The 19,570-nt window shown below is 63.8% G+C and carries 18 protein-coding genes; 10 read left to right on the forward strand and 8 right to left on the reverse strand.

Features of this window, described 5'->3' with window-relative positions:
• Together IE125_RS08015 and IE125_RS08020 are read right to left on the reverse strand one after the other, a co-directional pair.
• A partial coding sequence (locus tag IE125_RS08015) for a glutamine amidotransferase-related protein (protein ID WP_189444287.1) occupies positions 1-689 on the reverse strand: 689 nt, incomplete at its 3' end.
• A 50-nt stretch (positions 690-739) separates the two neighbouring features.
• Positions 740-2,266: an amino acid permease gene (locus IE125_RS08020; RefSeq protein ID WP_189444122.1), complete on the reverse strand. Its 1,527-nt coding sequence runs from the start codon at positions 2,264-2,266 to the stop codon at positions 740-742.
• 400 nt (positions 2,267-2,666) lie between these two features.
• Here IE125_RS08020 and IE125_RS08025 point away from each other — a divergent pair, with 400 nt between their 5' ends.
• Positions 2,667-3,209: a hypothetical protein gene (locus IE125_RS08025; RefSeq protein ID WP_189444123.1), complete on the forward strand. Its 543-nt coding sequence runs from the start codon at positions 2,667-2,669 to the stop codon at positions 3,207-3,209.
• 62 nt (positions 3,210-3,271) lie between these two features.
• Here IE125_RS08025 and IE125_RS08030 read toward each other — a convergent pair whose 3' ends face one another.
• The gene (locus IE125_RS08030; RefSeq protein ID WP_229808993.1) at positions 3,272-4,360 is read right to left on the reverse strand and encodes an AbrB family transcriptional regulator; all 1,089 of its coding nucleotides are present in this window, start codon (positions 4,358-4,360) and stop codon (positions 3,272-3,274) included.
• Between the two features lie 193 nt (positions 4,361-4,553).
• Between IE125_RS08030 and IE125_RS08035 the strand changes: the two genes are divergently transcribed.
• The gene (locus IE125_RS08035) at positions 4,554-5,780 is read left to right on the forward strand and encodes a PQQ-dependent sugar dehydrogenase (protein ID WP_229808994.1); all 1,227 of its coding nucleotides are present in this window, start codon (positions 4,554-4,556) and stop codon (positions 5,778-5,780) included.
• A gap of 30 nt (positions 5,781-5,810) precedes the next feature.
• Here the strand turns inward: IE125_RS08035 and IE125_RS08040 are convergent, their stop codons facing one another.
• The 3 genes from IE125_RS08040 to ilvD form a co-directional block, all read right to left on the reverse strand.
• Complete coding sequence (locus IE125_RS08040; RefSeq protein WP_189444124.1) at positions 5,811-6,308, reverse strand: metallophosphoesterase family protein; 498 nt, start codon at positions 6,306-6,308, stop codon at positions 5,811-5,813.
• Between the two features lie 41 nt (positions 6,309-6,349).
• Positions 6,350-6,796 carry a hypothetical protein gene (locus tag IE125_RS08045; RefSeq protein ID WP_189444125.1) on the reverse strand — a complete coding sequence of 149 codons (447 nt, stop codon included), beginning with the start codon at positions 6,794-6,796 and terminating at the stop codon, positions 6,350-6,352.
• 108 nt (positions 6,797-6,904) lie between these two features.
• Positions 6,905-8,656, reverse strand: coding sequence for a dihydroxy-acid dehydratase (gene ilvD, locus IE125_RS08050; RefSeq protein ID WP_189444126.1), 1,752 nt, complete (start codon positions 8,654-8,656; stop codon positions 6,905-6,907).
• A gap of 337 nt (positions 8,657-8,993) precedes the next feature.
• Here ilvD and IE125_RS08055 point away from each other — a divergent pair, with 337 nt between their 5' ends.
• From IE125_RS08055 to IE125_RS08085, 7 genes are all read left to right on the forward strand, one after another.
• Complete coding sequence (locus IE125_RS08055) at positions 8,994-9,893, forward strand: LysR family transcriptional regulator (protein WP_189444127.1); 900 nt, start codon at positions 8,994-8,996, stop codon at positions 9,891-9,893.
• A 169-nt stretch (positions 9,894-10,062) separates the two neighbouring features.
• On the forward strand, positions 10,063-10,857 hold the full coding sequence (locus IE125_RS08060) for a putative hydro-lyase (RefSeq protein ID WP_189444128.1): 795 nt from the start codon (positions 10,063-10,065) through the stop codon (positions 10,855-10,857).
• Between the two features lie 75 nt (positions 10,858-10,932).
• On the forward strand, positions 10,933-11,979 hold the full coding sequence (locus IE125_RS08065; RefSeq protein ID WP_189444129.1) for a TRAP transporter substrate-binding protein: 1,047 nt from the start codon (positions 10,933-10,935) through the stop codon (positions 11,977-11,979).
• 60 nt (positions 11,980-12,039) lie between these two features.
• Complete coding sequence (locus tag IE125_RS08070) at positions 12,040-12,663, forward strand: TRAP transporter small permease subunit (protein ID WP_189444130.1); 624 nt, start codon at positions 12,040-12,042, stop codon at positions 12,661-12,663.
• Positions 12,663-13,943, forward strand: coding sequence for a TRAP transporter large permease (locus tag IE125_RS08075; protein WP_189444131.1), 1,281 nt, complete (start codon positions 12,663-12,665; stop codon positions 13,941-13,943). Before IE125_RS08070 ends, IE125_RS08075 begins: the two co-directional genes overlap by 1 nt.
• 66 nt (positions 13,944-14,009) lie before the next feature.
• Positions 14,010-14,693 (forward strand): DUF2848 domain-containing protein, encoded by a 684-nt coding sequence (locus tag IE125_RS08080; RefSeq protein ID WP_189444132.1) that lies wholly within the window; start codon positions 14,010-14,012, stop codon positions 14,691-14,693.
• Positions 14,690-16,072 carry an amidase gene (locus tag IE125_RS08085; protein ID WP_189444133.1) on the forward strand — a complete coding sequence of 461 codons (1,383 nt, stop codon included), beginning with the start codon at positions 14,690-14,692 and terminating at the stop codon, positions 16,070-16,072. Before IE125_RS08080 ends, IE125_RS08085 begins: the two co-directional genes overlap by 4 nt.
• Positions 16,073-16,111: 39 nt before the next feature.
• Here IE125_RS08085 and IE125_RS08090 read toward each other — a convergent pair whose 3' ends face one another.
• Positions 16,112-17,437 (reverse strand): MFS transporter, encoded by a 1,326-nt coding sequence (locus IE125_RS08090; RefSeq protein ID WP_189444134.1) that lies wholly within the window; start codon positions 17,435-17,437, stop codon positions 16,112-16,114.
• Positions 17,438-17,601: 164 nt separating this feature from the next.
• A complete protein-coding gene (locus IE125_RS08095; protein ID WP_189444135.1) occupies positions 17,602-18,144 on the reverse strand; it encodes a TetR/AcrR family transcriptional regulator in 543 nt (180 codons plus the stop codon).
• 190 nt (positions 18,145-18,334) lie between these two features.
• Here IE125_RS08095 and IE125_RS08100 point away from each other — a divergent pair, with 190 nt between their 5' ends.
• Positions 18,335-19,549, forward strand: a complete 1,215-nt coding sequence (locus tag IE125_RS08100) for a CynX/NimT family MFS transporter (protein ID WP_229808995.1) — start codon at positions 18,335-18,337, stop codon at positions 19,547-19,549.
• Positions 19,550-19,570: the final 21 nt, after the last annotated feature.

Here is a 19,570-nt window from a genome sequence, read left to right on the forward strand (position 1 = left end):
ACCATCCACTGCGCCATCACGCTACCGTCTATCTCCGCATTCAGCGAGGTCTGCCCCTCTCGCACGCGATGGGCCGGCATGACATCGCTGCGCAGCGCCATGAGGTCCGCCGAGTACGCCTTGGTAAACTCGGGATGACCCTGCACGCCGAGGAAACACTCGCCGACCTGGATCAGATAGTGCGGGCAGAAATCGCTCGCGGCGAGGACCTGGGTCTCAGGCGGCAGCACGTTGACCTGATCCTGATGACTCACCAGCAGGTCGAGCCCCTCTTGCCAAGGCGACATCCACGGCTGGCGCCCGGTTATCCGATTGAAGGAGACCCCGACGCCCCAGCCACGCGGACTGCGCTCCACCTCGCCACTCAAGGCCCTGGCAATCACTTGATGCCCGAAACAGACGCCTACCAGCGGGCACCGCGCCTCCCATAGCCGCCGCACGAAAGCGCAGAGATGATCGATCCAGGCATCGCCGTCGTTGACCCCATGTTTGGAGCCGGTGATCAGCCAGCCGTCGATCTCGCCGATCTCGGCCGCCTCAGGTATGTCATCGTCCAGACAGCGCCAGACCCGAAACGTGAGCGTTGGATCGACCGCCGTGAGCAGTCGCTCGAACTGCTCGGGATAGTTGCCGTGCTTTTCACGCAGTGGCGCCGCGACGTCGTCGCACTGCAGGATGCCGATACGCATTGCCTCTCCTTGTTGATGAAACGGCTGGCGTTGCCCGGCACCTCCACTCTTCAGGATTTCCCGGGGACCGCCGTGCCGTCATCCGTTGTCGACTTCTGCACCTGTTCGCGGCGCTCCATCGCGAACTCCTCCTCCGGAGAAAGAATCAGACGGTGACGACCGACCAGCGCAAAATAGGCGATAGCGATCGCGAACCAGACGATCACCCCGAGAATGCCGATACGATAAGTAGGGTCGCTCAACTGAAAGCCCAATGTCACTACCGCAATCACGATCGTCACCCACGCCCCCGGCACGCCGAACGGACTGCGATAGGGGCGCGGTATGTCGGCGCGATGCTTGCGCAGCAGAATGAAGGATGCCGCCTGCGCGATATAGGAGCACATCGCGCCGAACACCGCCATGTTCAGCAGCGTGCCACCAATCACCGCAGAGCCCTCGTCCACACCGAGGCCGACGAACAGCACCAGCATGATGACGAGCCCCAGACAGGCGCCGGCGATCATCGCCACGTGCGGCGTCTTGCGCGTGCCGTGAGTGATCGATAACCAGGTCGGGAAATAGCCGGCTCGCGAGAGCGAGTAGATCTGCCGACCCTGGGCGAAGATGATCGTGTGAAAGCTCGAGATCAGTCCGATGATCGCCACCAGCGCCAGCACTTTCGCCAGACCGCTGCCGTAGATCGCCGCAAACCCGTCGAGCAAAGGCTCTCCGCTCTGCCCCAGCGCATAGGCGCCGACACCCACGACCGAAGGGTTCAGAAACAGGATCATCGAGGCCGAGACGATCAGCGTGATCATGCCGAGAATGATCCCCTTGGGCATGTCACGTTTCGGATCGACGGACTCCTCCGCCGCCAGCGGCAGCTGCTCGATGGCGAGAAAGAGCCAGACCGCGAACGGCAGCGCTGCCAGCGCACCGCCGATACCCATCGGCAAAAACGGACCACCACCACCCGGCAGCTCCTCGCCGCCCGGGCCAATATTGAGCGCCCAGGTCGAGAAATCGATATTGGGCAGCGCCGATATCCAGAAAACGACCAGCACGGCCAGCGCCAGCAGCGTAACGGTCAGGGTCACTTTGAACGAGAGTTCGACACCGACGATGTTGAGCCCGACGAACAGGATGTAGCCGATGATCCACCATACAGGCTGCATTGCGGCCGGCGTCTCGAAGATGCTGCCGAGATAGGAACCGATGAAAAATACGATGACCGCCGGCGTGAGAATGTACTCGACGTTTTCGCAAAGCCCAGTCACGAACCCGCCCCAGGGCCCCATGGAAGAGCGCGCGAACGAGTACGCCGCACCGGTATGCGGCAGGGCCGGTGACATCTCCGCGATACAGAAAGTCAGACCCAGGTACATGATGGCGATGACGATCGTCGCCAGCACCATGCCACCCCAGCCGCCGATGGCGAGCCCCAGATTCCAACCGGAATAATGCCCGGAGATGACCGCACCGACGCCCAGCGCCCAAAGCGACCAGGGGCCGGCGTAGCGGCTCAGACCACGTTTGTCGAAATAGCTGGTGTCTTCCTGGCGATAACGGATATTGGATGCCGCTTGCTTGTCCATGCTTCTCTCCCGCCGGTTGGCGTTTGTCGTTGTTGTAGAGAGTTGTCGAGATCAGGCGAGATCGGCCATTACCGACTCTCACGAGCGAGGATGCTCAACAAATACTGCAGCCGCGCGTCCACCGCAATCCCCGTAGCGCATGTGAACGAACAAAACGAGCGAGAACGGGAAAGCGCCCGATGACAATCCCTCTCGAGAGCAACGTTAGACAGCAATTGTTTACCGTTCTTCTCTAGTGGGGCCCCAGAGCGGTCAGTATGCTGCTGAAGATGTGATAGACGACGGCAGCCCTCGATGGCGCCGCGACGACAGACGATGCGCCCACGGCACGACGCTTGGCACTCGGTCGATGCCTGTGGCAGCGGATCGCGATAACGCAGAGACCGCAGCAGGGCAAGTTATGGATCAATGGCTTCATCATTCCCAGGAGGAGATCGCGCTCGGCATCGGGCTCTGCGCGCTGCTCCTGATTTATCGACGATTGCCAGATCAGCGCTCGACACTGATCCTGGGCTTGGCGCTATCGGCATGCACGCTGCTGCCCATGCACCCCGACTGGACGCCGGAACTCTCTGCTTTGCTCCTGCTGCTGGCGGCGATCGCTCACCGCCAGTCGTTCACGCTGCCTGACTGGGTTCTCGGTGCGCTGCCATCGTCTCGTCTACCCGTTTTCCAGACCGCCCGGCCGCAGCCTCGCACCGAGGCCGCGGTACAGGTAACCTCTCATCCCGTCAACGGCACGCTGCAGGTCTTTCACCTGTCGCGCTGGTTCGAGGCGGTACTGATCGACCCCGCCAATCCACCGTTGCGCGATGGCGAGACTGTCTACCTGATTCGCTACGATACCCGTCAGGCCTGGGTCAGCCGGGTTCGCAGTGGCACACCGGTAAAACCGCCCGGCTCGCACTTCGGTCGACTGCGCTGGCAGTGGCAGCTCGGCTGAGATCCGCGTTCGACGGACTTCAATCACCCGCGCGTTTGAACGGCGCGCCCCCGCCTGTCCGTTTACGACGCCGAAGCGGGCCTGGCGAAGCGTGCCACCAGCCTGGCCATCCCCGGCCCGACCAGAATCACGGTAAACAGTCGCATCGTCTGCAGCGCGACGACGAGCCCGACATCGGCATGGGTATCGATGGCGATGATCGTCATCGAGTCTAGCCCGCCTGGGCTTGTCCCCAGGTAAGCCGTGATGAATCGGGTGTGGATAAGTAGCGTGATCAGCCAGCCGGAAACGGCGCACATGGCGATGAGCAGCAGCGACGCCAGAATCATCTTGCTCAGCGCGCGGGCAATGTTATGCACGGTCTCACGATCGAAGCGCAGACCGACGTAGGTACCGATGATGCCGTAGGCGAGCTCGAGCAGCGGCTGCGGCAGCCTGATCTCCACCACGCCGGTGAGATGCAGCACCGTACCGAGCACCACCGGCCCCAGCAGAGCCCCCGCCGGCAGTCGACGATCGAAGAGCCACACGCCCGCGACGATGATGCCGAGCGTGGCCATCAGTTGGCCGCCTTCGCCCAGTGTATGTGGCAGGCCGACGGCGTGATGACTCTCGCCGGAATCCGTCACGCCCAGGTAGTGGCTGACCAGCGCACCGACGAGCACGACGCACACCACGCGAACGTACTGCATGGCAGCAACGATACGCGGATCGGCATCGCTCTCTTCAGCCATCGCCACCATCGCCGCCGCCGCGCCTGGCGTCGTCCCCCATGCTGCCGTGGTACCGGGCAGCCCACCGTAGCGGACCAGCCCGATGCCGACGATCAGGCTCAACAGCAGCGTGATGGCCGTCGCCAGCAGCATCACCGGCCAGGTGTCGAGAATCTCCAGCAGCACCGACATCGTCAGCGTCTGCGCGATCAGCACCCCGATCGTGCCCTGGCTCAGCTTGAAGCAGACTCGCGGCAGCTTCAGGCCGCCGATCGTCACGCCGTAGGTGATCGCCACGGCCATCGGTCCGATGAAACCACCGGCCGGCATATGAACCGCGTCGAGTAGACGATTGGCGAGAATGCAGGCCAGAGCAAGCAGCAGCCAGCGCGCCCAAGTCGGGAGCACGGGGCGGGAAGAGGCAGGATCAGGGGGCAAGGCGGGGCTCCGATAAAAGCCTGATGATAGCAGCTTAACGATCACGAGATCGTGTTTGTCGACAATCTTATGGTGGGTTTTTGTGACGCGCCGCCACTGCGGTCGAGCTTAATCTGCACCTCAGTTTCGAGGCTGACCAAGCTGCTACAGTGAATATCGTCGATGTTTCTCTCAACGCGACAGGATGCCCGCCATGCTTCGTACCTTGATGACGTCTTCCAGTACGGCCTTGCTGCTCGGTTTCAGCCTCGATGCCCTGGCTCAGCACACCGCCAATGAGCCCGTGCCGACCCCACCGCCCAACGCCACCGACCAGACACCCGCCTTCGAGGGCCAGACCCGGGCGCCTTCGCTAGGCGAACCGCCGGCGCTGGAGATCACACCCATCGCCGAAGGACTGGATCATCCGTGGGGGCTTGCGTTTCTCGATAGCGATACGGCGCTGGTGACCGAGCGCCCCGGGCGGCTCCGCGCCGTGGATCTCGCGGCCGGCACGCTGTCGGATCCCGTCGCGGGGGTGCCCACCGTGGATGCCCGCGGCCAGGGTGGGCTACTGGACGTCTCGCTTCACCCGGACTTCGCCGACAATCGCCGCGTCTACCTCTCCTACGCCGAGGCGAGGGGCGACGGCGCCAACGGTACCAGCGTGGCCCGCGGCGTGCTGAGCCAGGATCATTCGCGCTTGGAAGACGTCGAGGTGATTTTCCGGCAGACACCCGCCTGGGTGTCGACCAAGCACTTCGGCTCCCGCCTGGTCTGGGACGACGCGGGCCGGCTCTACGTGACGCTCGGCGAGCGCTCGTTGACCGAGCCTCGCCAGCTGGCTCAGCAGACCGACAGCTATCTGGGCAAGGTGGTGAGAGTACTCGAGGATGGCAGCACGCCCGAGGACAACCCCTTTGCCAACGGCAGTGACGGCGCACCGGCGGTCTGGTCCTACGGCCATCGCAATATCCAGGGGGCTGCCTGGCAGTCGGAGAGCGGCAGGCTATGGACCATCGAACACGGTCCGCGCGGTGGAGATGAACTCAACGTTCCCGCCGCTGGCAAGAACTACGGCTGGCCGGTGATCACCTACGGTGAGGACTACAGCGGCGCCCCCATCGGTGACGGCATCACTGCCCAGTCGGGCATGGAACAGCCGGTCTATTACTGGGACCCGGTCATTGCCCCGGGCGACATGACCTTTTACCACGGAGAGCGATTCCCCGACTGGCAGGGCGATATTCTCATCGCCTCGCTCTCGCCCGGCGGTGTGGTGCGGCTGACGCTCGACGGCGACCGCGTCGCGGGCGAGCAGCGGATGCTGGAATCGCTTGGGCGCGTGCGGGATGTCGATACCGGGCCGGAGGGTGCGCTGTGGCTATTGACCGATGCCAGCGACGGCGCGCTGATTCGCGTAACGCCCGAAGAGGGCTGATCGCGTGGTCCTTCGTCCTATACGCCAGATTTACGCCAGCGGCAGATGGATGATCGCACCGCGAAGGCCTCGCCCATCGCACCAAAGCTTGCCAAGCGTGATCGGCAGCCGAAACCGCCGTTTGCCGGCTGCGCCGGGGTTCAACAGCAGTCGCTGCCGGTCGCCGAGCGTCTGCCACTCGTTGCGCGGCTTGTGCGAGTGGCCGTGCAGGACGCATTCGCAGTCCATCGCGTCGTCGACATCGGCGATGTCGTGAATGAGCTGGCAGCGATGGCCATCGATCGACAGCAGACGGATGGCCGGCAGCGTCGCGCAGCCACCCTCACGATCGACATTGCCGCGAATGGCATAGAGGGGCGCCATTTCGCCCAAGCGATCGAGAATGGCCGGGTCACCGACATCGCCTAGATGCAGAATCGGAGAGCAGTCAGCTAATAGCGCCAGCGCCTCGTCTCGCAAGAGCCCGTGGGTATCGGAGATGACGCCCACGGGCGCTGCGGTCTCGATGATTTCCGGCGTTGGCGTCATCGCTCGAGCCGGTCTACCGCCAAATCGATCTTGCGCTTCATTCAGGCACCGCCCGGGTGCGACTTGGCCGTCGAGGACATCTCGGCGTCCTTGAACGTGACGTTACCCTCGTTGTCGACCTCGCAGGTCAGGTTGTACATCGCGTTGCCGCTCGCCAGCAGGTCGACGCGCAGCGTGAACGGCTCATCGCTGTCGCTGTTCTCTTCATAGTCGAAAGCGTTGGTTTCGATGATGCTGTTATCGGCAATCTCGTCGCCTTCATCGCTCTCCTCGACCGCCAGCTCATGACACTGCTTGGCCAGCGGCGGCGCCCCTTCCCGCTGAACGCGGGTTTCACTCGCAGGGTCCTGTCCCGTGACCATGTCGCCGCTTTTCTTGTGGATCAGCGGCTCGTCGCTCACTTTGTCCTGCGCCTGAGCAGCACCGGACATTAGCAGCGCACCGAAAGCCAGCCCCATCACGCTTCGCTTCATGGATATCGACAACATCAATCACCTCCGAGTTGAAAACTTCCTTGTTCAGCGGCGTGCCGAATCATCCGATCCAGCACGCCGCCAACAAAGTGTAGTCAATCCCGATCACGTCGATATGCCGCGTCAGTCGATCTCGTCACTCAGCGCTTCCGGCAGATCCGTGACCGCGCCCTTCGAAGCCGAACTGACCGTCTTGGCGTATTTCGCCAGGGTGCCGCGGGTGTAGCGCGGCGCCGGGCGTTTCCAGGCAGCGCGACGGCGCTGCATTTCGGCGTCGTCGATATGCACGGTCATGATGTCGTTCTCGGCGTCGATGGTGATTTCATCGCCATCCTCGACCAGCCCGATCGGACCGCCGACGAAGGCTTCCGGCGTGATATGGCCCACCACGAAGCCGTGGCTGCCACCGGAAAAGCGCCCATCGGTGATCAGCGCCACCTTGTCACCCAGTCCGCGCCCCATGATGGCCGACGTCGGGGTGAGCATTTCCCGCATGCCGGGCCCGCCCTTCGGACCTTCGTAGCGGATCACGATCACGTCGCCAGCGACGACCGTCAGGTCGTTGATACGCGCCTGGGCTTCCTCCTCCGAGTTGTAGACCCGCGCGCGGCCGGTGAAGCGCGTCCCCTCCTTGCCGGTGATCTTGGCGACCGCACCCTCAGGGGCCAGGTTGCCGTAGAGAATGCGCAAGTGACTGCTCGTTTTGACCGGGTTATCCAGCGGCTTGATGATCTGCTGATCCATCGGATACGGCGTCACGTCAGCCAGATTCTCGGCCAACGTTTTGCCGGTGACGGTGAGGCAGTCGCCGTGCAGCAGCCCGGCATCGAGCAGGATCTTCATCAATGGCTGAATTCCGCCGATGGCGACCAGCTCGCTCATCATGTAGTGGCCGCTCGGGCGCACATCGGCCAGCACCGGCACACGCTTGCCGATCTCGGTGAAATCGTCGAGCGAGAGCTCGACCCCGATGGTGTTGGCGATCGCCAGCAGGTGCAGCACCGCGTTGGTCGAGCCGCCGAGGGCGATCACCACGGTGATGGCGTTCTCGAACGCCTCGCGGGTCATGATGTCCGACGGCTTGATATCCAGCTCCAGCAGCTCGAGCACCGCCTCGCCGGCCGCACGGCTATCGTCATGCTTGGTCTGCGAGACGGCTTCCTGCGCGGAGGAGTTGGGCAGACTCATGCCCATCGCCTCGATGGCGGAGGCCATGGTATTGGCGGTATACATGCCACCGCAGGAGCCCGGCCCCGGAATGGCGGTCTCCTCGATCTGCTTGACCTCGATCAGCGACTTGTTGCCCTGGGAGTAGGCGCCCATTGCCTCGAAGACCGAGACGATATCGGTATGCCCCGCCCCCGGCTGGATCGTGCCGCCGTAGACGAAGAGCCCAGGGCGGTTCAATCGTGCCAGGCCGATCATGCAACCGGGCATGTTCTTGTCGCAGCCGCCGATCGCCACCACGCCATCGAACCCTTCGCAGCCAACCACGGCCTCGATGGAGTCGGCGATGATCTCGCGCGAAGCCATCGAGTACTTCATGCCTTCGGTGCCGTTGGCGATACCGTCGGAGATGGTGATGGTGTTGAACACCACACCCTTGCCGCCCGCCGCATCCGCACCGTCGCTAGCCGCATCCGCCAGCACGTTGATGTGGCTGTTGCAGGGCGTGACCCGACTCCAGGTCGAGGCAATGCCGATCTGCGGTTTCTTGAAGTCGTCGTCGTTGAATCCGACCGCGCGCAGCATGGCGCGGCTGGCCGCCTTGCCGGGCCCGTCGACGACCTTCGCCGAGTGACGTCGGCGGTGATCGGTGTTCTCGGATGGCGAATTGCCTGAATTCGGGTCGTCGGGGAAGTCCTGCTGGCTCATCGGGCGCTCCTCATATCGTGCGGATATCGTTCTGGCTGCCGCCGGACTGGGGGACCGACGGCAGGCAATGCATCGTTGCGGCCAGGGCGCGTTGGCGACGCGCCGAGCGCCATGGCTCGCGGGCGGTTTACAGCGGGCGTCACGGTCGAATGACACCCCGCCGGCACGGCGAGCTCTTGTGAAGCGATTCGGCGAAACCGGCGTCGGGGATGAGGCCAGTGTAGCGGCCGGCGTCCGCCTCGGTCACCCGCTCGCAGCGCGGGTTGCGTCCGCGATGTGACATACTCGCCGCATTCCGACGCGCAGCGACGCTCACGCCGACCGCCGAGAGATCACCATGTTCGACTTCAAAGAAATCGAAGCCTTCGTCTGGATCGTGCGGCTTGGCTCCTTTCGCCTCGCCGCTCAGCATCTGCATCTGACGCAGCCGTCGATCTCCGATCGCATTGCCCGACTGGAAGACAGCGTGGGCGGACCGCTGCTGGATCGCGCCCAACGCCCGATCCAGCCAACGCCGAAGGGACGGCAGTTCTATCGCCACGCGCAACACATGCTGGAGACGCGCCAGGAAGCGATGGCGATGCTCGAGGCCAACAACCCCTTCCAGGGCGTGCTGCGCCTCGGCGTGGTCGAGACCATCGCCCACAGCTGGCTGCCCGCGTTCATTGCCGAACTCGCCAACCGCTTTCCCGACATGACGCTACAGCTCGAGGTGGACGGCACACCGGGGCTTGCCAACCGGCTGCTCAACCGTCAGATCGACATGGCCTTCACGCTCGGTCCGGTCGATGCCCAAGACATTCTCAGTCGCCCACTGTGCCACTACCCGACCGGGCTGATCGTCAATCCGCGACTGGCGTTCGACCCCGCCACCTTCTCGCTGGCAGCGCTGGAGCGCAGCGGCACGCCGCTGATCACCTTCGCCAGCGACAGCCGGCCCTACCGGGAGTTGCAGTCGCTCCTGCATCAGCAGCGACTGGAGCGCATCAAGCTGCACTGTTCCGGCTCCGTCTGGACCATCGTGCGCCTGGCGCTGGATGGCATCGGTGTCGGCGCCATCCCGCCTCGCATCGTCGAGGCAGAGATCGAACGCGGCGAGCTCATCACCCTGCCCTGCGATCTCCCACGGCTCGACTTCGCTGCCTCCTGGCCGCAGCACATCGACAAGGCGCTGGCGGATGGCGTCATCGATCTGGCGATCGAACTCGGCCAACGCGATCAGCGCGAACATGCTTGACGAAGAAAGCGTTAGCCAAGAGACCCGATGGTGAAAGGTTTTGCCGATGAACAGGGATCATAAAAATCGATTGGATTGATGTGGCGTGAAGCCATAGCGTTGACGGCATAAGGCTTGCCTCGGCCCAGCGGCCGAGACCGCCACGACAACGACAATCAGGATCGACAACATGTCCACTCTCGACGCCAACGTCTCCCCGGCCGACGCGCGCGCCGCCATTCGCCGCGGCGACTGGCCCACCACGACCACCGGCATCGCCAACGGCTACGCGCAGGCCAATCTGGTCATCATTCCGGAAAGCTATGCCGCCGACTTCCTGCGTTTCTGCATGGCCAACCGCGCCGCCTGCCCGGTGCTGGACGTCAGCGAACCCGGCAGCTTTCATCCCCAGGCGCTGGGGGAGGCGATCGACCTGCGGACCGACGTGCCCCGCTATCGTGTCTACGAGCACGGCGAGCTGGTCGACGAGCCCGGCGATCTGGTCTCGCGCTGGCGCGACGATCTGATCACCTTCTCGATCGGCTGCTCGTTCTCGTTCGAGGAGCCACTGATCGCCGAGGGCGTGCCGGTGCGCCACATGGCCGCGCGCACCATCGTGCCGATGTACCGCACCAGCATTCCGCTCATCCCGGCCGGTCCGTTCCACGGCAGCTACGTCGTCTCGATGCGCGCCATGTCGCCGGCCGATGCCATCCGCGCCGTACAGATCACCACCGACATGCCGAGCGTTCACGGCGCACCGCTACATCTGGCGCGACCGGAGCTGATCGGCATCGACGATATCCACAAGCCGGATTTCGGCGACGCACCAGTGATGGAAGCCGGCGATATTCCGGTGTTCTGGGCCTGCGGCGTGACGCCGCAGATCGCACTGATGAATGCGAAGTTACCCTTCGCCATGGCGCACGCGCCGGGTCACATGCTGATCACGGACATCCCCAATCATCGACTGAAGTATCGGTAGCGACGACATTGCGGCGCCCACGCTGCTCGCGCCCTGCCGAAGACTCGTAAAACAACCTCAACAAGCGAGACTCCCATGAAAAAGACACTACTTGGCCTCACCCTGACTGCTCTGGCTGCCGGAATGGCGCAGAGCGCCACTGCCGATACCAGCCTCAACGTCGTCGGCACCTGGAGCGCGGTGTCTCTGCACAAGAACTTCGAGAAGCCGTTCTGGACCAAGACACTGCCCGAGGCGAGCGACGGCAAGATCCAGGTCCAGATGACCACGTTCGATCAGATGGGTATCGAAGGCAGCGATGTCTTCACCTACCTCAAGAACGGCCTGTTCAACGTTGGCATGACCTTCTCCGACTACGTCGGCGGCGAGGCGCCCGCGCTGGAAGGCCTCGACCTGCCGATGATGACCACCGACCCCAAGAAGGCCCGTGAGGTCAGCGAGGCGTTCATGCCGATCGCCGAGAAGACGATGCAGTCCCACTACAATGCGCACGTGCTGGCGATCGCGCCCAATACGCCGCAGGTCGTTTTCTGCAACACGCCGATCGAGGGCCTCGGCGATCTGCAGGGCAAGAAGGTTCGCGCCAGCGGCCGTACCACGGCGGAATTTCTTTCTGCGGTCGGCGCCCAGAGCACCGTCATGGCCTTCAACGAAGTGCCCGGCGCGCTGGAGCGCGGCGTAATCGATTGCGCCGTGACCGGCTCGCTTTCCGGCTACAACTCCGGCTGGCAGGACGTCGCCGATTATCTGCTGCCGCTGCCCATCGGCGGCTGGGACACGGTCATCACCGCCGTCAGCAACGACACCTGGAACTCGCTCGACGACGAGACGAAGCAGACCATCGAGGACCAGATCGAACCCGGCTTCATCGATCCGGTGTGGAATAACCTGGCCAAGGATGAGCAGCAGGGCATCGCCTGCCTGACCGGCAAGGGCGAGTGCGAGCACGGCAAGCCGGGCGACATGACACTGGTCGATGTCACCGACGCCGATCGCGAGCGCGCCCATCAGGCGCTGGTCGACGCCGTACTGCCAAGCTGGGCTTCGCGTATCGACGACGAGACGATCTCGCTCTGGAACGAGAACGTCGCGCCTCTCGTCGCGCTACCGATCGTCAAGTAAATGCGCCAAAGAGAGCGGGCACCACAGTGCCCGCTCTCCTCCTGCCGCCAGGTATTCAATATGCTCGCTCTGATTTCTCCGGTCGATGCGCTCGTGCGCGCCGTCCGACTTGTGTCGCGCTGGGCCGCTCGACTTATCGGCCTGCTGCTGCTAGCCGTCGTGGTCATGGTCATCGTGGAAGTGGTCAGTCGCAAACTGCTGAGTCACTCCTTCGAAGGCGTGCAGGAGTACGCCGGCTACGTGCTGGCCATTCTCTCTTCCTGGGGCCTTTCGCACACGCTGGTCGAACGGGCCCATATCCGCATCGACGTCGGCTACTCGAAGCTCCCGATGGCTGCACGTGCAGCGCTCGATCTGCTCTCGATACTCGCCGTCAATCTGGTCGGCTGGATGATCGTCATTTACGCCTGGCCGGTATTCTCGGGATCACTTTCCAACCACACCACGGCCAATACGCCGCTGTCGACGCCGCTATGGATACCGCAGCTGGTCTGGGTGCTCGGCTACACCTGGTTCGCGCTATCGGCGGCGGTGCTGGCAATTCGCGCACTGCTGGCTGCCATCGGACGTGACAGTGCAACCATTCGCACACTGATCGGCATGGGGCACGATGCCGACCAGCTCGAAGCAGCCGATCTCAAGGCCAGCGAGACCGACAACATCACGCCAGGAGGAAAGTCCTGATGCTTGCCTATCTCTCCATCGGGATTCTGGCGCTGCTGCTGACCGGCATTCCGGTCGCCATCGTGCTGTTCCTGCTCGCTTTCGGCATCGATCAATTCTTCTCGTTTTTCCCGCTGATGCGGGCGCTCGGCCAGAACCTGTGGTCGGCGGCAGACTCCTTTTTGCTCATCGCCATTCCGCTGTTCGTATTGATGGGCGAGATCATCGTGCGTGCCGGTATCGCCGAACGCGCGTATCGCGCCATGGACCACTGGCTCTCCTGGCTACCCGGCGGGCTTCTGCACGCCAACGTGATGACGTCGATGCTGTTCTCGGCGACCTCGGGCTCTTCGGTCGCGACCGCCGCGACCATCTCCACGGTCGCTCTACCCCAGGGTGACAAGCTCGGCTATCACCCGAAGCTCTTCTGCGGCAGCATTGCCGCCGGCGGCACCCTGGGCATTTTGATTCCGCCGTCGATCAACCTGATCGTCTATGGATTTCTGACCGAGACCTCGATTCCCAAACTGTTCGTGGCCGGTCTGTTGCCGGGGCTGGCATTGACCGGCCTGTTCATGCTGACAGCGATCCTGTTCTGCGTCTTCAAGCCGTCGCTCGGCGGTCCGCGCAGCCACTCGAGCTGGCCGGAGCGCCTGCGCCATCTGAAATTCCTGTTGCCACTGCTGATTCTGTTCATCGCCATCGTCGGCTCGATCTACACCGGCTGGGCCACACCCACCGAAGCCGCCGCGATCGGCGTGGTGGTCGCTCTGGTTCTCGCCGCGTTCAACCGGCGCCTGGACTGGCGCATGTTGACCGAAGCGCTCGACAACACCGTGCGCACCACCTCGATGATTCTTTTCATCATGCTGGCCGCCTCGTTTCTCAACTTCGCGCTCGCCTCGGCCGGCCTCTCCAACCAGCTCACGCAACTGCTGACGCAGCTGGACCTATCGCCGATGGCCCTGTTGCTCTGCGTGCTGGCACTGCTGGTGATTCTCGGTTTCTTCATCGAGACGCTGTCGATGATGGTGATCACACTACCGATCATCGCCCCGCTGCTGTTCGCCGCCGGCTTCGACAAGGTGTGGTTCGGTGTGGTGATGATTCTGTTCGTCGAGATGGCGCTGATCACGCCGCCCGTCGGCCTCAACCTCTACATCGTGCAGGCATCCCGGCGCGGCAAGCCGTTCTCGGATGTGGTTACCGGTACGCTGCCGTTCATCGCCGCCATGCTAGTGATGGCCGTACTGTTGATCCTGTTCCCCGGCATCGCGCTGTGGCTGCCGAACTCTCTGTAAGCCATCGTCCATTTCACCAATGAAACGACGCCAGACGCTGACCCAACGACAACTCAGGAACCGCACATGCTGACTTTCGATACCCCGCAGGGCGCGCTCACCGTCACGCCGGAAAGCCTCGCGATCGCCGGCTGGGCAGGCCGCGATCAGGCAGGCGTTCAACACCATATCGACGAGCTGGCCGAGCTCGGCGTCAAACCGCCCTCCAGCGTGCCGCTTTACTACCGAGCCAGCGCGCAGCTGCTGACCCAAGCCGAGAGCGTCGAAATGCTCGGCGGAGACGGCTCCGGCGAGGTCGAGGTGTGCCTGATCAGCGATGCCGAGGGGCGCCCATGGATCACCATCGCCTCCGATCACACCGACCGTAAGCTCGAAGCCGTCGGCGTGGCCGAGTCCAAGCAGCTCTGCGCCAAACCGATCGCGTCCACTGCCTGGCTGCTGGAGGAGGTGCGCAATCACTGGGATTCACTCATTCTCGAGAGCGAGATCGAAGAGAACGGCGAGACGGTCACCTACCAGAAAGGCACGCTCGCCGAACTGCTCGAGATCGATACCCTGGTCGCCAAATTGCCGACCGCGCTCAAGCAGGATGGCACGCTGAAGCCCAATGTCCTGCTGCTGTGCGGTACCGTTCCGGCCATCGGCGGCATCCGGCCGAGTCCGTCTTTCTCGATGCGGCTGCGCGATCCGGTGCTGAACCGTGAGATCGAACACCGCTACACGATTGTCGAACTCGAGGTCGCCCAGTGAACCGCTTCGATGCAGCCGCTGACTTCTGGAAAAGGCCTGTCGCAGCGCGCCGCCTGGCCGACTGGCGGAAGGCGATCGCCCGTCATGAATTCGGTCCGGACGAGATCGTGGAGAGTCTGCTGGCACGCGCCGAGGCCAATCCGGAGATCGTCGATCGCTGCTTCATCGAGCTCGTGCTCAGACGCCTGCAGGCCCAGCTCGGCGGGGTCGCCGCCGCGGGCGAGGCCTCGACGCCACTCGCCGGGCTGCCGATCAGCATCAAGGATCTGTTCGACGTGCGCGGCGAAGTCACGCGCGCCGCGTCGAAGGTGCTCGCCGACGCACCCGCCGCAACCAGCGACGCGCCGGCGGTCGCGCGGCTGCGCCAGGCCGGCGCGATATTGACCGGGCGCACCAACATGAGCGAGTTCGCGTTCTCGGGTCTCGGACTCAATCTCCATCATGGGACGCCGCCCAACCCGTTCGATCCCGAACGCATCACCGGCGGCTCGACCTCCGGCGGCGCTGCCTCGGTCGCCTTCGGTCTGGCCGCCGCCACGCTGGGCAGCGATACCGGCGGCAGTCTGCGTATTCCCGCCGCCTTCTGCGGACTGACCGGCTTCAAGCCGAGTCAGGCCTCCGTACCCGGTGAAGGCGCCTATCCGCTCTCGCCGAGTCTCGACTGCGTCGGCCCGATCGCCCCCAGCGTCGCCTGCTGCGCCGAACTCTGGTCCGTGCTGGCAGCTCGACCGATGCCGACGCTCGATCCGGCACCGCGGCCGCTGCGGCTGGCGATACCCGCAGGAGGGCTACACGAAGAGCTGGATGCGGAAGTCCGAGAGGGTTTCGAAACCGCCGTGTCTCAACTCGAGGCGGCCGGCTGCCATATCGAGCGACTGACCCTCGACGCCGTCGACGGCGCACTGGCGATCAATCGACAAGGGGGATTGGTCGTGCCCGAGGCGGCGGCACTGCATCATGATCAGCTCGGTCGCGCCGGGGCGGACTACGATCCGATGATCGCCGAGCGCCTGAACGGCGGTCGCCACGCCACTGCCACCGATTATCTGCAGCGCCTTTGGCCCCGAGCCGGCTGGCAACAGCGGTTCGCCAAGGAGATGGCTGGCTTCGATGCCGTGCTGCTCCCGACCGTCGCCATGCTGCCGCCGAAGCGGGCCGAGCTCGAAAACGATCCAGCGGCCTTCCAGCGCGCCAATCGGTTGGCGCTGCGTAACACCAGCGTTTTCAACTACCTCGATGCCACTTCGATCTCGCTGCCCTACACTGCGCCGGGTGCCACACTGCCAGTCGGCCTGATGCTCTCCCGCCCACAGGGCGAGGATATTGCGCTTTTGCAGAACGCGAGCGTCGTCGAGGCGATGCTGACCGATGCTTGCTGAACGACGAGGTAACCGCACGCTGCTGCGGGCGCCTCGTGTTCAACGCGGCTGACGCCGCCTCCCGACAACACGCCTGATGACATTGCCAGCCCACGCCAACAGATCCAGTGGCGGCATCGCCGGCATGTAAAGATTCTCGAGCGCCGCCACCTGCCGCTGCCGTGCTTCATGGAGAGCATCGCTGTCGCGGTGCTGTCTCTCTTCGGCAGCCTGCGAGGCGTCTCGGTAGCCGACCACCCCGGTGAAGAGAGCGACCAGCGCAAAGACGGTGAAGCAGAGCGCGTAGCCTTGTGATCCGATCAGGTAACCAGCAAGCGGGGAACCGATGACCTGGCCCACCGCGATCATCAGAAAAGGCAGACCGATACCCACCCCCGGACGATCCCAGTAGAGGCGGATACCCCAGACCAGGTAAACGCCGGTCAACATGATGTAGGCCGCACCGAAAAGAACCGCCGAGATCAATACCGCAGGCAGGCTGGTGGGCAGCAGCGCCAGTAGCACGAGAGAAAGCGCCAGTGCCGCCAGCGATCCGCGATTGACGCCATCGATACCCAGTCGCGAGATGAGGTCCCCGGCAACGGCCCCGGCAAGGCCGGCGACACCAATCAATATCCAGACGATGTTGGCCATCGACTGGTTGAAATGACCCAGGTTGACCAGCGCTTCACTGGAAAATGTCCAGTAGGCCGCGCTAGCGAAACCCATGCCCACCGTGACCAGCGCGAGCCGCAACGCCAACGGGCGACACAACTTTCCACGTCCATTGGCGTTCGTCTGATCCTGATCTTCGCGGGCGTCGACCTCCCGTGAGGCGCGCGGCAGACTGCAAAACAGTAATACTGCATTGAAGATCGCGGCCACGGCAAAAGCCGCGTAAGCGATCCGCCACTGCCCGGTGGCGAGAAATGCCACCGGCCCCGAAACCGCAACGCCGACGCTGGTACCGGCGTTGATGACGGTATTCACGCGCCCCTGGCGGGACGCCGGTACCCATCGGGCGACCGCCTCCGCCATCGGCGGCGATGCCAGTCCAGTACTCGCACCCGCCAGCAAGACGCCCGCCAGCAACCAGATCGGCTGCATGCTGGCGGCGATCATCGTCATGCCCGCAGCCGCGACCAAGGCGGCCGCCACCGCCACGCAGCGCGCGCCGAAGCGTTCCACCAGCAGGGCACTAGCCAGAATCGACACGCAGTAGCCGGCATAGGCGCTGCTGCCGATAATGCCGGCCATCGCCGAACTCAACCCTACGTCATCGCGAATGCCGGGTAGATACAGGCCGAAGGCAAAACGCGCCAGGCCGTAGGTCACACCGATCAGCATGGTGCCAGCGACGGCGAGTCGTATCTCGTTACGAATCATGTTTTTGGCTCCTCGCATTGAATCTTCATTGCCACGGTCGTGTGGGAACGATAGCCGACATGTAAAATGGTCGTTTTACCTATAGTCGTGAAACATCCTCCGGCATTGCCGGATGGCCGGATCACATCGGCATTAGAATTTCAGGGGTTGATCTCGAGGCGCCATCAACCGCTGGCGCGTCTGCCTTCGATCAAGCGGCGCGCAGCGCGTCTGGCCGCCGGGATCGCCGTTTCGCCACGATAGGCGGCCGCATGGGTCGCGCCCTCGAACAGAATCAGAACCTCTTCGGCAAGCGCTTCGTCGCGGCGGCCGATTTCCGCTTCGACGATCTCGTCGATCCGCTCAGCAAGACGTTGCTTGTGGCGAGTCATCGCTTCGGCGACCTCCGGTACCTCGCCGCCGGTTTCACCCCAGCTACGAAGAAACAGGCAGCCACGCGCTTCCTCGGACTCGAACCAGCGCGCCAACGCGTCAAAGAGACCATCGACACTGGCGACCCTCAGTGATCGCATGAAGCGCCGGTCGCGCGCGTCCAGCACCGCGGCCATCAAACGATTCTTGCTGCCCACGTGCTTGTATAGCGTGCGACTGGACAGTCCTGCCGCAGTCGTCAAACGGTCCATGCCGGTCGCGGTAAAGCCGTAACGATCGAAGAGCTTCTCGGCGCTGTCGAGCAGTCTTGCGCGGGTTTCGTGACTGTCATGCATCTCGCCACCTCCACGGTGATTGATGACGAGTGTAAAACGATCACTTTACATTCGCAAATATTCTTCTCGGATCATGGCTCGCTGGCCGCGACAATGGCTCCGAACGACTTGACCATTCGATCAATGGCGCAGTCCGCCTGAACGGCGGGAAATGCTAAGATGCCGCCCCATTCGTCGAGGGTCTATTTCCGTGTCGCAATCGCTGCACTCTTCTCCCGGACGTCAGTCTCCGTCTCTGCCCGCCTGGCTCTGGCTCCTCGCCTTCGGGCTCGCGGCGGTCAATCTGCGCGCACCGATCGTGGTGATCGGGCCGGTGCTCGAGCCGATCATGTCGACGCTCTCCATCGGCGCCGGCACGGCGAGTCTCTTCACCACCGGGATGATTCTCTGCTTTGGTTTGCTCTCACCACTGGCGCCAGGATTCGCAGACCGCTTCGGCCTCGACCGCGCGATCGCCTTTGCCATCACCCTGGTGGCCTTCGGCGGTTTATTGCGCGGCGTGGAGAGTCTAGCGGTCATGCTCGCTGGCACGCTCTGCGCGGGACTTGGCATCGCCTTCGGCAACGTGTTCATGCCGAGTCTGGTCAAGCGCGACCGCGGCGATCGACTCGGCCGCACGATGGGGCTCTACACGGTGATGATGGGCGTCGGCGCGACGATCAGCGCGGGCACGGCGATACCGTTGATGCATCTTTCCGGCAGCTGGTCGACGCCGATCTGGCTGTGGGCGGCGATGGGGGTCGGCTCCGCGATCCTGTGGTGGCGACTGGCGCTGCGCGCGATCGCACCGGGCGAGAACACGCCACAACGCCCGCCGATGTCGCGGCTGTTCAAGAGCCCGGTCGCGTGGACGCTGACGATCTTCATGGGCGCGCAGTCGCTCAGTTTCTATACGCTGCAGACCTGGGTGCCAGCGGTGGCCATCGATGCAGGTGTCTCCACGGCGACCGCGGGCCTGATGCTGTCGCTGATCAATCTCACCAGCATTCCCGCGAGCTATCTCGTTGCCCGCCTCGCCTCTCGACTCAACCACCACAGCCTGCTGGTGCTCACGCTCTGCCTACTGATCGGCGCCGCGCTAATAGGGCTTTTGCTGGCCCCCACCACGGCGCCACTGCTGGTGGCGGTGCTGCTCGGCGCGGGCCAGGGCGGGAGTTTCAGCTTTGCGCTGACAATGATCGTGATGCGCACGCGCGCGCCCCAGCACGCCGCGATGCTCTCGGGCATGTCACAGAGCCTCGGCTATCTGCTCGCCGCCTGCGGGCCGTTGCTTTTCGGTGCCCTGCATGGCCTGAGCGGCAGCTGGCATTTTTCGCTGATCTTCCTGCTGGTGATACTCGCCATACAGAGCGCCGCCGGCGTCCTGATCGGCCGGCCGAAGATGGTGAAGTTGGGAGAGGCATAAGCGCTTCCCGCCAGCACACAG

Source organism: Salinicola rhizosphaerae (assembly GCF_014652715.1).
Classification (GTDB): Bacteria; Pseudomonadota; Gammaproteobacteria; order Pseudomonadales; family Halomonadaceae; genus Salinicola; species Salinicola rhizosphaerae.

Excerpts from the sequence above, each read along its gene's own strand:
- IE125_RS08020 (WP_189444122.1), bottom strand. The coding sequence starts at position 2,266 with ATGGACAAGCAAGCGGCATCCAATATCCGTTATCGCCAGGAAGACACC.
- IE125_RS08025 (WP_189444123.1), top strand. The coding sequence starts at position 2,667 with ATGGATCAATGGCTTCATCATTCCCAGGAGGAGATCGCGCTCGGCATC.
- IE125_RS08035 (WP_229808994.1), top strand. The coding sequence starts at position 4,554 with ATGCTTCGTACCTTGATGACGTCTTCCAGTACGGCCTTGCTGCTCGGT.
- IE125_RS08040 (WP_189444124.1), bottom strand. The coding sequence starts at position 6,308 with ATGACGCCAACGCCGGAAATCATCGAGACCGCAGCGCCCGTGGGCGTC.
- IE125_RS08045 (WP_189444125.1), bottom strand. The coding sequence starts at position 6,796 with ATGTTGTCGATATCCATGAAGCGAAGCGTGATGGGGCTGGCTTTCGGT.
- ilvD (WP_189444126.1), bottom strand. The coding sequence starts at position 8,656 with ATGAGCCAGCAGGACTTCCCCGACGACCCGAATTCAGGCAATTCGCCA.
- IE125_RS08055 (WP_189444127.1), top strand. The coding sequence starts at position 8,994 with ATGTTCGACTTCAAAGAAATCGAAGCCTTCGTCTGGATCGTGCGGCTT.
- IE125_RS08060 (WP_189444128.1), top strand. The coding sequence starts at position 10,063 with ATGTCCACTCTCGACGCCAACGTCTCCCCGGCCGACGCGCGCGCCGCC.
- IE125_RS08065 (WP_189444129.1), top strand. The coding sequence starts at position 10,933 with ATGAAAAAGACACTACTTGGCCTCACCCTGACTGCTCTGGCTGCCGGA.
- IE125_RS08070 (WP_189444130.1), top strand. The coding sequence starts at position 12,040 with ATGCTCGCTCTGATTTCTCCGGTCGATGCGCTCGTGCGCGCCGTCCGA.
- IE125_RS08075 (WP_189444131.1), top strand. The coding sequence starts at position 12,663 with ATGCTTGCCTATCTCTCCATCGGGATTCTGGCGCTGCTGCTGACCGGC.
- IE125_RS08080 (WP_189444132.1), top strand. The coding sequence starts at position 14,010 with ATGCTGACTTTCGATACCCCGCAGGGCGCGCTCACCGTCACGCCGGAA.
- IE125_RS08090 (WP_189444134.1), bottom strand. The coding sequence starts at position 17,437 with ATGATTCGTAACGAGATACGACTCGCCGTCGCTGGCACCATGCTGATC.
- IE125_RS08095 (WP_189444135.1), bottom strand. The coding sequence starts at position 18,144 with ATGCATGACAGTCACGAAACCCGCGCAAGACTGCTCGACAGCGCCGAG.